13 protein-coding genes and 1 other RNA gene are annotated in these 16,435 nt (G+C 47.2%); 5 read left to right on the top strand and 9 right to left on the bottom strand.

Features of this window, described 5'->3' with window-relative positions:
- Positions 1 to 9: 9 nt before the first annotated feature.
- A complete protein-coding gene (locus QVC79_RS07535; RefSeq protein WP_270592304.1) occupies positions 10 to 2,403 on the bottom strand; it encodes a glycoside hydrolase family 3 C-terminal domain-containing protein in 2,394 nt (797 codons plus the stop codon).
- Positions 2,404 to 2,524: 121 nt separating this feature from the next.
- Here QVC79_RS07535 and clpP point away from each other — a divergent pair, with 121 nt between their 5' ends.
- Complete coding sequence (gene clpP / locus QVC79_RS07530; protein ID WP_124315601.1) at positions 2,525 to 3,202, top strand: ATP-dependent Clp endopeptidase proteolytic subunit ClpP; 678 nt, start codon at positions 2,525 to 2,527, stop codon at positions 3,200 to 3,202.
- A complete protein-coding gene (gene clpX, locus QVC79_RS07525) occupies positions 3,202 to 4,419 on the top strand; it encodes an ATP-dependent Clp protease ATP-binding subunit ClpX (RefSeq protein WP_118305787.1) in 1,218 nt (405 codons plus the stop codon). Before clpP ends, clpX begins: the two co-directional genes overlap by 1 nt.
- A gap of 254 nt (positions 4,420 to 4,673) precedes the next feature.
- Here clpX and QVC79_RS07520 read toward each other — a convergent pair whose 3' ends face one another.
- Genes QVC79_RS07520 through QVC79_RS07510 form a run of 3 tightly spaced genes read right to left on the bottom strand, consistent with a single transcriptional unit; the run spans position 4,674 to position 7,356 of the window.
- Positions 4,674 to 5,390, bottom strand: a complete 717-nt coding sequence (locus QVC79_RS07520; protein WP_124315600.1) for a tRNA threonylcarbamoyladenosine dehydratase — start codon at positions 5,388 to 5,390, stop codon at positions 4,674 to 4,676.
- 1 nt (position 5,391) lies between these two features.
- Positions 5,392 to 6,066, bottom strand: coding sequence for a TatD family hydrolase (locus QVC79_RS07515; protein ID WP_270592303.1), 675 nt, complete (start codon positions 6,064 to 6,066; stop codon positions 5,392 to 5,394).
- Between the two features lie 9 nt (positions 6,067 to 6,075).
- On the bottom strand, positions 6,076 to 7,356 hold the full coding sequence (locus QVC79_RS07510) for an L-cysteine desulfidase family protein (RefSeq protein ID WP_270592302.1): 1,281 nt from the start codon (positions 7,354 to 7,356) through the stop codon (positions 6,076 to 6,078).
- 147 nt (positions 7,357 to 7,503) lie between these two features.
- Here QVC79_RS07510 and QVC79_RS07505 point away from each other — a divergent pair, with 147 nt between their 5' ends.
- Complete coding sequence (locus tag QVC79_RS07505; protein WP_124315598.1) at positions 7,504 to 8,022, top strand: SPOR domain-containing protein; 519 nt, start codon at positions 7,504 to 7,506, stop codon at positions 8,020 to 8,022.
- A 54-nt stretch (positions 8,023 to 8,076) separates the two neighbouring features.
- On the opposite strand, the gene QVC79_RS07500 is transcribed toward QVC79_RS07505, so the two are convergent.
- A complete protein-coding gene (locus QVC79_RS07500) occupies positions 8,077 to 9,066 on the bottom strand; it encodes a GSCFA domain-containing protein (protein ID WP_270592298.1) in 990 nt (329 codons plus the stop codon).
- Between the two features lie 99 nt (positions 9,067 to 9,165).
- On the opposite strand from QVC79_RS07500, the gene QVC79_RS07495 reads away from it, so the two are divergent.
- Both QVC79_RS07495 and ssrA read left to right on the top strand, forming a co-directional pair.
- Positions 9,166 to 9,720, top strand: coding sequence for a manganese efflux pump MntP (locus QVC79_RS07495; protein WP_087420870.1), 555 nt, complete (start codon positions 9,166 to 9,168; stop codon positions 9,718 to 9,720).
- Between the two features lie 60 nt (positions 9,721 to 9,780).
- Positions 9,781 to 10,182, top strand: a transfer-messenger RNA (tmRNA) gene (ssrA, locus tag QVC79_RS07490).
- Positions 10,183 to 10,243: 61 nt separating this feature from the next.
- Here the strand turns inward: ssrA and QVC79_RS07485 are convergent.
- From QVC79_RS07485 to QVC79_RS07470, 4 genes are read right to left on the bottom strand one after another with little or no spacing between them, the layout of a single operon-like run.
- Positions 10,244 to 11,017 carry a LytR/AlgR family response regulator transcription factor gene (locus QVC79_RS07485; RefSeq protein WP_124315596.1) on the bottom strand — a complete coding sequence of 258 codons (774 nt, stop codon included), beginning with the start codon at positions 11,015 to 11,017 and terminating at the stop codon, positions 10,244 to 10,246.
- On the bottom strand, positions 11,010 to 12,041 hold the full coding sequence (locus QVC79_RS07480; RefSeq protein WP_270593377.1) for a sensor histidine kinase: 1,032 nt from the start codon (positions 12,039 to 12,041) through the stop codon (positions 11,010 to 11,012). Before QVC79_RS07480 ends, QVC79_RS07485 begins: the two co-directional genes overlap by 8 nt.
- A gap of 36 nt (positions 12,042 to 12,077) precedes the next feature.
- The gene (locus QVC79_RS07475) at positions 12,078 to 13,373 is read right to left on the bottom strand and encodes a TolC family protein (protein ID WP_270592296.1); all 1,296 of its coding nucleotides are present in this window, start codon (positions 13,371 to 13,373) and stop codon (positions 12,078 to 12,080) included.
- Positions 13,370 to 16,408, bottom strand: a complete 3,039-nt coding sequence (locus tag QVC79_RS07470; RefSeq protein ID WP_270592294.1) for an efflux RND transporter permease subunit — start codon at positions 16,406 to 16,408, stop codon at positions 13,370 to 13,372. The genes QVC79_RS07475 and QVC79_RS07470 overlap by 4 nt, the downstream gene beginning before the upstream one ends.
- Positions 16,409 to 16,435: the final 27 nt, after the last annotated feature.

Raw genomic sequence — 16,435 nt, 5'->3', positions numbered from 1 at the left:
AAGAGGCGATCAATCTATTCTAAATCTAGTCCTTTGCCGAATATCTTGTGATGAAGCCCCGATCATCACCGTGAACCATCCCGGCTCAACCCGCCAGTTCAACGAGGTGTCAAGCACTCGTAAATGTTCTTCTGTAAGGACAAATTCAACCCTCCGGGATTCTCCCGAAGTCAAATGAACCCGTTGAAAAGCCTTGAGCTGCATGAAAGGAGTAACCACCGATGCCTGTTCGTCCCGCAAATACAATTGAACCACCTCATCTCCAGCACGTCCTCCCACATTCTTCACATCTACCGAAACCCGAACCGAATCCCCCTCGACACGCACATCAATCCCCTCGTAAACAAAAGTCGTGTAACTCAACCCGTACCCGAAAGGATATAATGGGGCAGCAGTTCCCTCCACATAATCATGTCGTCCGGCAGATTTATGATTATAATACACGGGTAATTGCCCCACGTGACGAGGATAAGACAAGGGGAGCCGTCCGGCAGGGTTATAATCCCCGAACAACACGTCCGCAATGGCCCGACCACCCTCACCGCCCGGATACCAAGCCGTTAAAATCGCCGGGATATGTTCCGCGGCCCAGTTCAACTCCAAGGGACGCCCCTGAATCATGACCAGCACGACGGGCTTACCCGTGGCATATAACGTTTTCAATAATTCCACTTGTTTGCCCATCAGCGACAAACCAATCCGGTCAAACCCCTCTCCTGACTCCATGTCACTCTCCTTGCGTTCATTCGCAACGGCAGCCCCTGTCTCCAAGAAATCCGTTTCAAAATCCCGTGCGCTAGAGCCCCCCAAAACCACCACAACAACATCGGAATTTTTTGCAGTCTCACAAGCCTCCCCGATCGACGTGTCCAACGTGTCCCGCACGGCACACCCTTTCACGTAACGGACTTCCGCACCGGGCAACTTTTGCCGGATACCTTCGAGTACAGTAATTACCGAACCGGGTGCCTGTGGTGCCGTATAGTCTCCCAACTGATTATAAACATTATCTGCATTCGGCCCGATAACCGCTACCCGTTTCACCTCCTTCGACAAGGGTAACAATTGATTTTCATTTTTCAGCAACACAACAGACTGGCGAGCCACTTCCCTCGCCACCTCCCGATGCCCGGGCGTGCCGATCAGCTTTTCTGCCTTCTTCACCTTCACGTATGGATTATCAAACAATCCCATTTTAAACTTTAACCGTAAAATACGACTCACGGCCCGGTCAATGTCAGCCTCAGCCAATCGCCCCTCCCGGCAAGCTTTCACCAAATCGGTACTAAAACAATTTCCACCCAAATCAGAATCCACTCCCGAACGTAAAGCTAATATCCCAGCCTCTTCCCGGCTGGCTGCCACTCGCTGCGATATCAACCCGTCTATCGAGTAGAGATCCGAAACCACGAATCCCGCAAATCCCCACTGATCCCGTAAAAGCTGATTCGTCAGGAATGGATTCGCCGTACAAGGAATCCCATCCACCTCGTTATAGGCCGTCATCAATGATAACGCCCCCGCTTTCACTGCCATCTCGAAAGGATAGGACAACTCTGTCAACAATTCCCGCACTCCCACATGAGCCATCCCGGCATTATGCCCGCCTTCAGGCACCCCGTAAGCCGTGAAGTGTTTCAACGTGGCTATAACATTTTCGCCACTCCCCACGTTTCCTCCCTGTACCCCCCGGACATAAGCACTTCCCATACTCCCACTCAAGAAAGGATCTTCCCCGTATCCCTCTTCCACTCGAGACCAACGCAATTCCCGGGCAACATCCAGCACAGGCCCGTAACCGATATGTCCCCCTTGTAAACGGGCCTCCAATGCCACGATTTCGGCCACTCGCTCCTCCAGTTCCGTGTTCCACGTGCTTGCCCTCCCGATAGCCGTGGGAAACACCGTCGTCCCGATAGCCATATGCCCGTGCGGACACTCTTCCGCCAAAAACAAGGGAATTCCCAAACGAGTGCTATCCCGTGCGTAACGCTGCATGGCATTCGTCATCTCTGCCGCCTCCCGCGGGGACAAGCCCGTCCTTAAAGTCTTTCGGGTCCACGGGTCAGCCCTCAGCGTTGCCCAAAAACACCCGATATAACGATTTTTCAGATCCGACCGAAACAAGTCCGTCAACCGAACCTGACCATTTTCATCCTTCTCGTAATAATTCCAGCCTAAGGTATGAGCCAACTGTCCCACTTTTTCTTCCAGCGTCATTTGCCGGAGTAAGTCCTGCAAACGCACCTCCACGCTCTCTGCCGGATTCTCGTAAGGATCCAGCTTGCCATTCTTGTTCAGGTCCCGAAATCCCTTCCCACTCTTCTTGTAAACCCCATCCCCACAAACGGAAATCACCGGGAGAAAAAACACGAGAAATAACCAAATCTTTTGTTTCCGCATAGCAACACATTATTCGATTAAACACAACAACACAAATTTTAAACCCAAATATAGACAAAAGTATCTTTTCCCCTTCTTTTTTTTCGTAACTTAGCACCCGTATAACTAAAATACATAGATTATGTTTTCACAAGATGAATTTAAAAAATATGCCACCAAGCATAAAGGGATTAGCAGCTTGAACCTTCACCGGTTCGAATCTGCCGTCTCCAGCTATATAAACCCGACCATTATCGAGGAACGCCAGCTAAACGTGGCAAGCATGGACGTGTTTTCTCGGTTAATGATGGACCGGATCATTTTTCTCGGAGTACCTATCGATGACGATGTAGCCAACATTATCATGGCGCAATTACTCTTCTTGGAATCGGCAGACCCGACCAAGGACATCCAGATTTATTTCAACACCCCGGGCGGTTCCGTTTATGCCGGATTAGGTATTTACGACACGATGCAATACATTCAATGCGACGTGGCAACCATCTGTACCGGAATGGCCGCATCCATGGGTGCCGTGCTGATGACAGCCGGGACAAAAGGTAAACGTTCCGCGTTGCAGCACTCACGCATCATGATTCATCAACCGATGGGCGGGGCTCAAGGGCAAGCCTCCGATATTGAAATCACGGCTCGCGAGATTATGAAATTAAAAAAAGAACTTTACCAGATCATCGCTGATCATTCCGGGAACCCGATCAAGAAAGTAGAGAAAGACTCTGATCGCGACTACTGGATGACCGCGGCCGAAGCCAAAGAATACGGGATGATTGACACAGTATTAATTCGGGAACACAAGTAATGCAAGACAAATGTTCATTTTGCGGAAGATCACGCAGTGAGGTTGATCTTCTGATTTCCGGGGTAGACGGTTTTATCTGTGATATGTGCGCACAACAGGCGTATGACATTGTACAGGAAGAACAAAGAGGCCATTCTACCCCCCTTGATATGGATCATATCGAAGTCAAAAAACCGATAGAGATCAAACAATTCATGGATCAATATGTAATCGGACAAGACGAGGCGAAAAAGCACCTCGCCGTGGCCGTTTACAACCATTATAAACGATTGACACAGAAACATTCTAATGACGACGTGGAGATCGAGAAGTCAAATATCATCATGGTAGGACGTACGGGAACCGGGAAAACCCTGTTGGCCCGCACCATCGCCAAGATGCTCCACGTCCCTTTCACCATCGTCGATGCCACCGTGTTGACGGAAGCCGGCTACGTGGGCGAGGACATCGAATCCATCTTGACCCGCTTGCTACAAGCTGCCGACTACGACGTGGATGCCGCTGAAAAAGGGATCGTCTTCATCGACGAGATCGACAAGATTGCCCGTAAAGGAGACAACCCGTCCATCACGCGTGACGTGAGCGGTGAAGGAGTGCAACAAGGATTATTGAAACTACTGGAAGGTTCTATCGTGAACGTTCCTCCACAGGGCGGACGTAAACATCCCGACCAGAAGATGATCCCCGTGAACACGAAAAACATCCTGTTCATTTGCGGAGGAGCCTTCGATGGAATTGAAAAGAAAATCGCCCAACGCATGAACACGCAGGTAGTCGGGTTCACGGCAAGCAAAGAAACGGCCGTTCTTGACCGGGACAATATGTTACAATATATCGCACCGCAAGACTTGAAATCTTTCGGGTTGATTCCCGAAATCATCGGTCGTCTCCCGGTACTAACCTATCTGGAGCCACTGGACCGTCAAGCCCTGCGGAACATCCTGACGGAACCCAAGAATGCTATTATCCGCCAGTACGTGAAACTATTCGAGTTGGATAATATCACGCTGAACTTTAATGAAGAGGTTTTCGAATATATCGTGGACAAGGCTGTTGAATTCAAACTGGGAGCCCGCGGACTACGTTCCATTTGCGAGGCCATCATGACAGACCTGATGTTCGAGATTCCTTCACAAAATTGCGAATCGATCACGATCACCAAAGAATACGCCGAATCCAAGATGGACCGGCTGACTGCACAAAAGCTAAGAGCTTAAAAAAGGGGGAGGGTGCCAAAAGTCATTTATCCCCCCCTCATTTTCTTTATTTACTAAAGAGAACCCCAAGAGAAGCTACCAAAATTTAATAGAAATACTCTCACTTATTCGAAACTCTCTCGAAGATTCCTCAGAGATCCGACATTACATAATATTTAAGCCACGACTAATCTTCGAATAATCTCTGAAAAAGCGAGATTATCTGGGTTAATTTACTTCTTTATTTGGGTTGGATTTGTGTAAATATAATGTCGTCAAATCGGATTCGTAATATCCCGGATCACCACCGAGGCACAGAAACACCCAAACAAAGGTGGCATATAAGAAATTGTCCCAACATTCGACTTTTTATTCTCACTCTCGCTTAAAACAACAGCTTCCGGGTCAACTTCTTCGGGGGAAAACACGACTTTTACTCCTTTATAGACACCCAGTTTATGCAGCCTTTTCCGTAACATCCGGGCTAGATTACAATTATAGGATTTGGAAATATCGGCTATCCGGATTTGTTCGGGGTCCATCTTGCCCCCGGCTCCCATGGAACTCACGACCCGATACCCCTTTTGCAAACTATGGTATATTAAAAATATCTTGGGCGCCAATGTATCAATAGCATCCACCACGTAATCATACTTCGCCATTTCCAGAATATCAATCATGCGGTCATCCTTGATAAAATCATTGATCACGTGCAATTGAATATCCGGATTTATATCCCGAAACCGGATCGCCATGATCTCGGCTTTCGCCTTACCGATATTACTATCCAACGCCGGAAGTTGACGATTTTTATTCGTCACGTCCACACAATCCCCGTCAATAATCGTCATCTCTCCGATTCCGGCCCGACATAATTGTTCGGCAGCATACGCCCCGACACCTCCCAATCCTGCCACCAACACGTGAGCTTTCTTCAACAAACCCAACCGTTCTTCACCCAGAAGCAACTCCGTTCTACTCAGCCAATCCATACTATTTTCTAAAAACTTGATTACAATTATTCCTCGTTATTTCTTTCAACGCCTCTACATCTACCCCTAGAATGGCAGATGCCGCCTCGTAAATAACCGAAATCTCTACCTCTTTATCATCATTCTCTAAAAACAACCTTCCCACCGGGATCATCCGCAATAACTGAAAAGCATTCGAACGTGAATTCAGCAAAGCCGCTCCCACGGAAATATAAAATCCGTGATCCAACAACTGCCGCAATATCTGTTCATTATTGTTATACCCGTGAATAATCCAAGGTACGGAAGAACCTGTTCGTTTCTTCACGGCAATCAATTCCGAATACGCCTTCACACAATGGATAATCAACGGCTTACGCAACTCTTCCGCCAAACCGACTTGAACGTCCAGTATCTCTTCCTGCGTCTTCATACAAATAGGAGAGCGACGGTCCAAACCGCACTCTCCTATCGCTATTACTTTTTCCATCCGTACCGTATCCTCTATCCCCGTAAAAACATTCTCTCCCAGCCCGGCTAATTTCATGGGATGAACCCCCACGGAATAAAACACCTCCTGCCCCTCCACCGATTTCCGTTTTTCTTCTCCTTCTACCCACGCCTTTCCTTCACCAACATCCAGAATGTTAATTCCTTCACCAACATGATGCGTGTGTATATTTACGTACGGATTCAATTCTTTCTATTATTTCTTATTGCACATGATATTCAAGATCGTCTTATCCGTCTCCTCCATACCCTTCGTACCGATCAAACCCACGTTACGAATGGTACGTTCAATATCTTCCTCCACGATTCCATCATTATTCGTCTTGATTCCTCTCATGGACAACAAAGCGGCCTGTACGGCAGCCGATACCCCGGAATACACCTTTAAAGCACATCCCTGTTTTGCCCCGTCACACATCATACCCGTCAAATTAGAACACATCGTCTTGATCGTGTTCACCATGTTATCGTAAGTTCCTCCCATCAAATAGGTGATTGCGGATGCCGCACCAGTTCCGGCAATCAGAATACCACAAAGAGCTGAAAGGTGTCCCATGTAATGGTGAATATGCACGGCAATCAAGTTACTCAATGCCAAAGCACGAGCCAATTGTTCACGGGATGCCCCAAATTTCTCGGCAGCCACCACCACCGGCAGATATACCGTGATTCCTTGATTACCACTACCGGAGTTCGTCATCACCGGTTTCGGGCATCCATCCATACGGGCATCCGATGCTGCCGTAGCACGAATCAACGTGCGGTTTAGCAAGTCATCTTCCAGCAACCCCTTATCTATATTTTCTTTTAATGTCTTACCAATCTGTAACCCATACTCCGAGTTCAATCCCTCGGCTGAGATTGCCTTGTTCATCTCGGCCCCCTGCAACACGAACTCGATGTCCTTCACGTCCACTTCATGCACGAAATCCCAGATACGCTTCACGCTCAATTCCGGTCCTTTATCTTCCGGTTTTGACGTATCCAGACGGAATTCTCTTTTGAAAATCTCTTCCCCGTTCTTCTCCACCAAAACGATATTAGTATGCGTGTGAGCAATAATCACCTTCACCCTATCATTTCCTTTCGTGGCCAGAGCCTCGGCATACAATTTATCCGGCGCATCCTCTTTCAAAGAAACCGTCACCTGACCTAACATATCTTTCGCACGCTGCAAGTTATCCCCCACGTTCACCTCTTTCAACACTTCCAACCCGTACTCCGATTTTCCACAAACAGCGCCCAAAGCGGCAGCAATAGGCAGCCCGACCATTCCTGTTCCCGGAATGCCAACGCCCATACCATTCTTGTAAATATTACCACTAACCAGTACGTCCAAACGCTCGGGCACACCCCCCAATACTTCTTTACACTTTGCACACGCCAAAGCACAGGCTACCGGTTCGGTACACCCCAAGGCCGGAACGGCCTCTTTTCTCAATATTTCAATGATTTGTTGATCTGTTACTTGATTCATCTTATTATTCCTTTTTCATGTAGAACGCTAAATTTTTGCGACTACAAAAATAGTGTTATTTATCTATTTTTCTACCACAAAAAGACAAATTATACTATCTTTGTCGATTGAAGTCGAATTAGTTGAACGCACGATAGAGATTTACCCATGAAATTAACACTCGTCATATTATCACTTTTCATCACGTCCCTCGCTTGGGCGCAAACAGATTCTATTCCCCCGGTCAAAAAAGAGATTGACTTCGTGAAACAACTCTCGGAAACAGATTCCATTACCGGAGGTAAAGTGATCATTCATGCCGATCCGAAAATCGAACAACTATTAAAACTGAATATTTCCGTGAACCGGAAAGAACAGCTTTTTCAAGGGTATCGCATCCAAATCCTATCCCGTAGTTCATACGGTACGAACGTGGACACGCTGAAAAGCTATACCAAACGATTCGAAGAAGAGTTCCCGGACATTCCGGCATACCTGCAATACACCGATCCTGATTTTAAAATCCGGGTAGGTAATTTCCGCACCCGCATCGAGGCAATCCCTGCCTTGAAACGAATCCGTAAAAAATATTCAGGAGCTTACCCGGTAAAAACGACTATTTACCTACAAGAATTGAATCCCGTCGTGGAGCAAGACACGGTTACGGCACCACCCGTGGGATTTTAGATTTTAAATTTTAGATTCCAGCCACACGGGGCCGACACTTTTTGATTTTCAACTCTAAATTTTAAATTCTAAACTTTTTAATTTTTCCTCTTCCACCGAGAAATTAATCATCGGGTAGGAATGGGAAATCATCGCAATTTCAGCCAACATTTTCTTTACCAAACGCTGATAATCCTCCGACTGCGGGTCGAAAGGACGATGCGCCACCCCTTTATTAATCCGTCCGATCTGGTTCATCAACCCCAACACATCGGGAGTGATAAAGCTATACAGGAAACGTTCCCAAATGTAATCCACCGTGAGACCGGACATATGTAACATATCATCTGCATAAAAACGATAGTCCCGTAATTCATCCAACACGATCTCGTAAGCCGGAAAATAATACACGTGATCCAATTTCTCCCGCAACTGATCAATCGCCAACAACAACGTGGCCTTGCTCAACTGGTTCCCGTGAGCGCCATCCTTCCAATGGCGAATCGGGCTTACCGTGAACAATACTCGAAGTCCCGGATTAATCTCCCGTAAACGCTCAATCAACTCCACGTATTCCTTCACAATATCCTCCACGCTTAACCGACTACGCTCAAACTCCTGCGAAGGGATCTTGTGACAATTCGACACGATCATATTTTCCCCCATATGCTTGTACACCCACGCTGTCCCCCAAGTGATTACCAATAAATCTAAAGAACGAAGTTCTCTCGTGGCCCTCTCCAAACGCTCGTTTATCCGACGCAAACACTCTTCCGGATCGGTGGACGAGAATGCCCCGTGATGATACAAACTCACCCATTTCTCACCGACTTTCCTTAAATCATCCTTCCCGAACGGCTTTCCTTCCATAATCAGACGCAACACGTTTGCCACGGACAACGGGTTATAAATAATCCCGCAAGGATTCACATCCACGTCAAACTTGTAATACGAGAACTTACCACCCATATTTTCCGCGAAACACGATCCCAACATCATCAGCTTGGAATTATAATCTATCGAAAAATCCGGTGCCGCAATTGTAATCTTCGTCTGTAAATTCATATCTATACTTATTATAAATAATCTCTCTATCTTTACAAAGTTACATTTTTTACGCTCATTTCCTCCATCATTTTTATACTTTTGTCAAAAATTTCATGCATGGGAATCATCTCCATTTTATTGATCGCCGTAGGCCTCGCCATGGATAGCCTTGCCGTAAGTATCAGCGGTGGAATTGTCATGCGCCCTTTCTGCATGCGGCAGTCTTTACGTCTGGCCCTTACCATGGGAATTTTTCAAGGAGGGATGACTTTGCTCGGTTGGCTCATGGGAGTCAGCTTCAGCTCGTACATTACCGCCTTCGACCACTGGATTGCCTTTATCCTTCTTGGTTTTCTAGGTGGTAAGATGATCTACGAATCTTTTGGGGAAGAAGAAACCACCATCTCGTCCTTTTCCACCAAAACCTTGCTGACACTGGGAGTTGCCACCAGTATAGATGCCCTTGCCGTCGGAGTCAGTATGGCCTTTCTTAAAACGAGCATCTATTTCCCTGCCTTCATCATCGGTTTCGTGACATTCGCCCTCTCCCTGATCGGAGTTATCAGCGGTTACCGTTTCGGAAAAATCAAAGGTATCAACGTCGAATTATTCGGGGGAATCATCCTCATCGCCATCGGAGTCAAAATCCTCATCGAGCATCTGATGGAATAATTTTCAATTTTCAATTCTCCATTTTCAATTATATTCGTATCTTTGCATCCACATATCTATGGGGTAGACGTGGATTTGACAGCATGAAGAATAGGTATGTAAGCATGTCGGGCGTAGTGAAGCCGGCCCGTAAATCCCGGACGCAAAATTTTAATTGGCGAAAGAAATTACGCTCTTGCTGCCTAATCGAATCATAGTAGATTGAGGCTTAATCTCCGCTCAAGGTAGTGGAGACGAGACATCCCGCTGGCGGTCCCACCTTGTGCCAACCAGCATCCGGGGTGCAGGCAATACGAGGTTAGTCAACATCTTGTTTCGTGGTGCTGATGAAATAACAGAAACTAAGGTATAGTTTGGGTGCTTTTTTCCGGGCTATATTCGAAAACCAACAAAAAGCTAAGCATGTAGAAAGCATATGGATTCCGTGTTTGGACTGGGGTTCGATCCCCCACTACTCCACCATCAAACAGAAAGAGGCTAAAAAGCCTCTTTTCTGTTTATCTTCAAACGGGAATGTATTACATCAAAAATTCAACCACAACTTAAATGCTGTAATCTTTTCCTCGCTAATAATAATCTGTGATTTATAGGGTGGTTTCACGAAAACCACAATTCGACCGTTAAAATAAGGTTCCACATGACTAATAGCTTTCACGCAAAGCAATACTTGTCGATTAGCTCGAAAGAACAGATCTGGGTCCAATTGTTCCACCAACTTATTCAAAGAAAGGTCAACAATATGTTCCTGCCCGGTATAGGTCACCGCAAATGTGATTTTATTCTCGGAATAGAAATAAGCCACGTCACTCACTTCCAACGGACGGAAACGTTCCCCTCCCGCAATGAGAAAGCGAGTACGATAGGCTTTTTCCCGATGCCGGAGACTATCAAGGATAACATCCAAGTAACCGTTTTCCGGAGATGTATTTGCAGCAACCAGTGTTTCATATTTCACGATCGCCTCAAGCAAACGTTTCTCATCCACGGGTTTCAGGATATAGTCTACACTATTTACCGTGAAAGCCCGAATTGCGTACTGATCATAAGCCGTGGTAAAAATAATCACGGAAGAAGGGCGAGCAGATGTCAGAAAACTGAACGAATCTCCATCCGATAACTGAATATCCAGAAACAATAAATCCGGATGCGGGTTCTCGGCAAACCATTGCACCGCCTCTTCCACGCTCCCCGGCAAAACCATAACCTCCCAAGCGGGACGCAATCGCCGGAGCATAGAGTGTAGCAAACGGGCTGCCGGCACCTCATCTTCAATAATGGCTACTTTCAAATTATTCATCAGCAAAAGGTATTTTTACTGTAAATGCACCTAATTTATCAACTATTTCTATCTCTTTACCTGTAATCAACTTACAGCGGTTTGCCAGATTCTGAAGCCCGATTCCGGAAGACTGGACATCCTTCCTAGGGTGAACCAAATTACTCACTACCAGAAAATTATCATCAACCCAAATGGCAATCCTCATCGGAAGAGTGGCAGAAATCGAATTATGCTTGATCACGTTCTCCGCCAGCAATTGCAACGTCAGCGGTGGCACCATCCGTTCCCGGCAATCATCCGGCACTTCAATATCGCAGGTAATACAATCTCCCAATCTCACTTTATGCAAAAACAGGAAAGCATCCAGAAAATCTAGTTCATCTCCCAACGTCACAAGAGTCTTATCCTGACATTGCAACACGTAACGATAAACATTCGAAAGATTCCGGGTAAACTCCACGGCATTACGAGGATTATACTCGATCTCGGCAATCAGCGTGTTGAGACTATTAAACAGGAAATGCGGATTCACTTGATTCTGCAAAGCCACGTACCGCGCCGTATTATTCTCTTCCTGCAAAGCCGCAGTATGTTGCTGTAACCGCAACATCTCTCGTATAGCCCTGAAAGCCAGCAACAACCCCAAGATAACTAATTCCACCAACCAAACGAGAACCAGTACGAACTTTCCCCCGGCATAGAAAGTAAAAGGACGCGATGCCCCCGCCAGTAACTTAGCCGAAACTAGTAAACCATAGTTCAGCAAAAAGAACATCAACATCACCAACAAGTAAATCACAACGATCCTCCACCTTCTCCGGATATTCAAAGCGTAGCTCACGTTCAGCCACGAGCTGATACGCATTGTGAAATACCCTAAAATATTAAATGCAAGAATACAGAACAGACAAGCCCCGAAAGAATACAACTCTTCCTGTACCAATGGTGAAAAACCGGAATAACTCACTAACAGGAGATATGAAAATACCCCCAACCCGGAAAATAATCCGGCATACAGCAAAATATCCAGTTTCTTAGTCATATTATACTCCAATCTATTCAGCAAAGTTAGTCTAATTTACAAAGATTCGTACGCGTTCAAGGCTTTTATTAACCCGGAATAATAGCTCTGCGCCTCCGTTTTAGCCTGCACGTAATTAAGTTGCGAATTCTCCCGATAGGTCTGAGCATCGATCACTTCCAATATAGACGTTTTTCCCTCCCCATACCGCTCCAACGCTTTCGTCTCATTTTCTTTGGCCTTCTCCAACGAATTTCCCGTCAATTTCACCTGTTCCAGTGCCTGTAACAAATTCAGCCGTGCCGTCTGTACTTCCAGTGCCACGTTGTCTTTCACCCGGTTCAACTGATCGGAAGCCATACCGACTTGCCCCCGGGAAGCTCTCTTCTCACTTCGCCGCTTTCCCCACTCAAACACCGGGATGGATACTTTCGCATACGCCACGTAATTCGGGTCCATATCCGTGCGGAAATTATACCCCGGAGAAGAATAACTCCCGTCAACCCCGACATAGACCTGTGGCTTATACTGCGCATCATTCAATCGCAACGCACTTTCCGCCATCCTCACCTGTTCCTCGGCCATCCTGATCTCCGGCCGATTACTCCCGTTTCCCCGAAGAACCGAATCCTCAACCAGCAATAAAGGAACATTCTCTTCTATCATGGTCGGGTTAGACAACTCCAACCCGATAATCGAATTTAAAGCCATACGCCCCGTCTCGAAATTACTCTTTGCTTGCAACAGACGGTACTCCGCCTCGTTCAGTTGCACCTCCGCCATCAATAAATCCTGCGGGTCCACCAACCCGGCATCCACCCTCTCCCTGATCGTTTTTACCAACGAGGACATCGAATTTCGAAAATCCGTGGCCACGCCCACGATCTCCTGCCGGGCCACCGTGTTCCAATACTGAATATCCGTCTGGTAACACACGGCATTCTTCACCACCTCCGCCTGTTGTGCCGCCACGACTTGCCGTGACTGGGCCATCCGAATCGTTTCAAGCACCCGTCCTCCGGTATAAAGCGGTTGCATGAGCGACATCGACACCCCGTATTTCATATTTTTCCCCTTAAACCCCACGGAACGTCCCAACGAAGGCACATCTACCGATAGTTCCATGGGATTTCCCGTGTACTGAAAATTTCCTCCCGCCTCCACTTTCGGTTTCAAATCGGCACGGGCGGATTTCTCCAGTTCCATACTCACCGAAATATTCTTTTCCGCAGCCTTGAGATCATGGTTATATTCCAAAGCCATGTTCCGGTATTTCTCAAGAAGAGAGCTTTGTTGGGCGGACACGGTAAACGCACCCGCCAGCATACAACCTAATACAAATATCTTTTTCATCGTTGATTTTCTTTTACATTATAAAATATAGCATAAAGAGCCGGGGTAACAAACAGCGTCAATAGCGTGGCAAATGTCAACCCGAAAATAATCGTGGCTGCCATTCCCCCGAAAGCAATATCAAACAACAAAGGAACCATCCCGAAGATCGTGGTTGTTGCAGCCATCAAAACCGGACGGGTACGTACAACCGTGGCCTCCACGATACAAGTGTACAAGTCCACCCCGTTCCCGTGCTGCACGTTGATCTCATCAATCAACACAATCACGTTTTTAATAATCATACCCAATAATCCCAACCATCCCGCAATAGGGAAGAACCCGAAATCAAATCCCGTGAGCAACATCCCGACAGCCACGCCAATCAGTGACAAAGGTAACACGCAAAGAATAATGATTGGTTGCCGGAAGTTTCCGAACAAGGCCACCAGAATGACAACAAGCAACAGGAATGCCAACGGGAAATACATCACGATGGCCTGTATGGCCTCCTTTTGATCCTTGAATTGAGCATCCCAAAAGAATGTATATCCCTCAGGGAGTTGTATTTTCTCAACTTCTGCCCGAATCTCCCCGTGTACTTCCGCCATAGTAGTACCCGGTTTCACCCCGCACATGGCGGCCATGGACAACTGCCGATTGTACGTCCGTACCTGTGGGAACTCCCACGTGGTTTCAATCCGTTCCGTCACTTGCGACAGAGGGGCAGAATTCACCCCATTCCACACGGAGAAATTACCCAAAGCCTCGGCATTCGTAATATTCGCCCCGGCAGATTTCAACAACACGGGTACCTTCTTCTCGTCATCCCGATACACGCCAACCGTCAACCCGTCTTGAATGGATTTCACCGACTGCATCATATCCGCCTTCGTGATCCCCAAGGCCCCGGCCTTCACGGGATCATACACCGGACGAATCATCATCGCCATACTTCCCCACTCGTTACGGGCATCCGCCACTTTCGGATTGCGACGCATAATATCCACGGCAACACCCACCAAAGAATCCAACACCGCCGGGTCCGGTCCCAGAAAACGAGCTTCAATCAACGCCTCGTTCAACGGGCTCAATTCGAAACTATTCACCTTGATAAACGCCTCTGGGTATTTCGCCGGGAGAGAATCTTGTAACACGGCATGTAGCTGACGGGATTCCGACGATGTTCTACATTTTATCAATAATTGAGCATAATTGGACTGGGGCCCGAATGACACGTTCGATAAATAATATCGTGGTGGAGTTCGCCCCACAAAAGCCGACACCATCTCCATCTCGTGATAAGTGCTGACATAATCAGCCATATCGTCCGCCACCCGGTCAGTTTCTTCAATACGGGTCCCTTCCGGCAACCACATATCGACCGTGAAATATTGTTTATCCAACGAAGGCACGAAAACTTTCGGGATAAACCGGAAACTCCACGCCGACACGCAAAGCATAACCACAAGACAACCCACCACCACATATTTATGACGGATCACCACCCGTAACGAGCGTCGGAAACGATCATACCATTTACCAGTAAACAACTCTGCCGTCAACTCGTCCGGACGTGGACGACGCACGAATTCCTGTATGAAGAACGGCGTTTGCGTGAGGGCAAATACCCAACTAAACATCAATGACACCCCGATCACAACAACCATCGAAGACAGCAATTCCCCCGTAATATGCGGTGAATAATAAATTGGCATAAAAGTCAGGATAGCAATAACCGTTGCGGCTAATAATGGCAAAGCCGTCGCAGAACAAGCCCTCATAATGGCCATCCGCTTGCGCATCCCCCGTTGCATATTCACCAATGCGGAGTCCGATACCACGATCGCATTATCCACCAGCATACCCATGGCAATGATAATCGCGGCCAAAGACATACGCTGCAAGGCAATCCCGTCAGCAAACATCACGATCAACGTGGCGAAAATGGAAAACACCAACCCACTGCCAATTAACAACCCGTTTTTAAAACCGATAAAGAAGAGCAATATCGCCACGACAGTCAGCACGGAAACGATTAGGTTGACAATGAACCCCCGATTTGCCACGGCAGACTCGTACCCTTGATCATAAATGCAGGAAAGAGCATATCCTTCAGGCATCTCGGATGTAAACCAATCGATCTGTTCTTTTACCGCCTCGGCCATATCCACCACGTTCCCCTTCGGAACCGTAGAAATAGCAATACCAATAGCGGGTTCCCCGTTCACACGCATCATATTGGAAGCCGGAGTCTGATAGGCTTCCTCGATTTCGGCAATATCCGCCAGCCGGAAATGCTCCCCGCCTTTAGAAACAATGGTCAGATTCCGAATGTCATCCAACGAATAGAAATTCCCGGTTGACTCGATACGCACCCGATTCTCCCCGACATCTATCCCCCCGGCATCCACCACTTTATTCTGTCCCTCGAAAGCACGGGCAATATCCGCGGTCGTGATACCGCTAAGTGCCATCACCGAAGGACTGATTTTCACATCAATCGTCGGGGTCTGTACCCCGTATATCTCGACCTTGGCAACATCCTTCACCTTAAGAATCTCATTCTTGATCAACTTCGCCTGATCCTCCAGTTCCCGGTAGGTATGTCCCATTCCTGTCAGCCCATAGAAAACACCCAGCACATCCCCGAAATCATCGTTCACCATGGAAGGCCCCGCTCCTACCGGTAGTTTTCCCTGTACATCACTCACTTTTCTCCGGAGTTTATCCCAAAGTTGCTGCATCTCATCCGCCCGGATCTCTTTCTTCACGTAAACCGTGATTTTTGACAGCCCGGCCCGATTCTCCGTCTTCAAATAATAGAGTTCCCCCAACGACTGTATGGATTCCTCCAACACGTCGGTCACCTGCGCCTGCACTTCCGATGGAGAGGCTCCCGGATAAGGGGTAAGCACCAAAGCCTGTTTGATCGTGAACGGGGCATCTTCCAGTTTCCCCATTTTCACGTAAGCGAACAATCCCCCGAACAGCACAAGCAAAAGCAACAGGATGGTCAGAGACTTTTTCTGTAAAAAATATTTAACCAGTTTCATGATAACATTCTTTTTAGCGAGTAATAT

Source organism: Butyricimonas sp. (genome assembly GCF_019423355.1).
Taxonomy (GTDB): Bacteria; Bacteroidota; Bacteroidia; order Bacteroidales; family Marinifilaceae; genus Butyricimonas; species Butyricimonas faecihominis.
The sequence above is the reverse complement of the archived record's forward strand: the minus strand, read 5'-3'. Positions and strand labels throughout refer to the sequence as shown.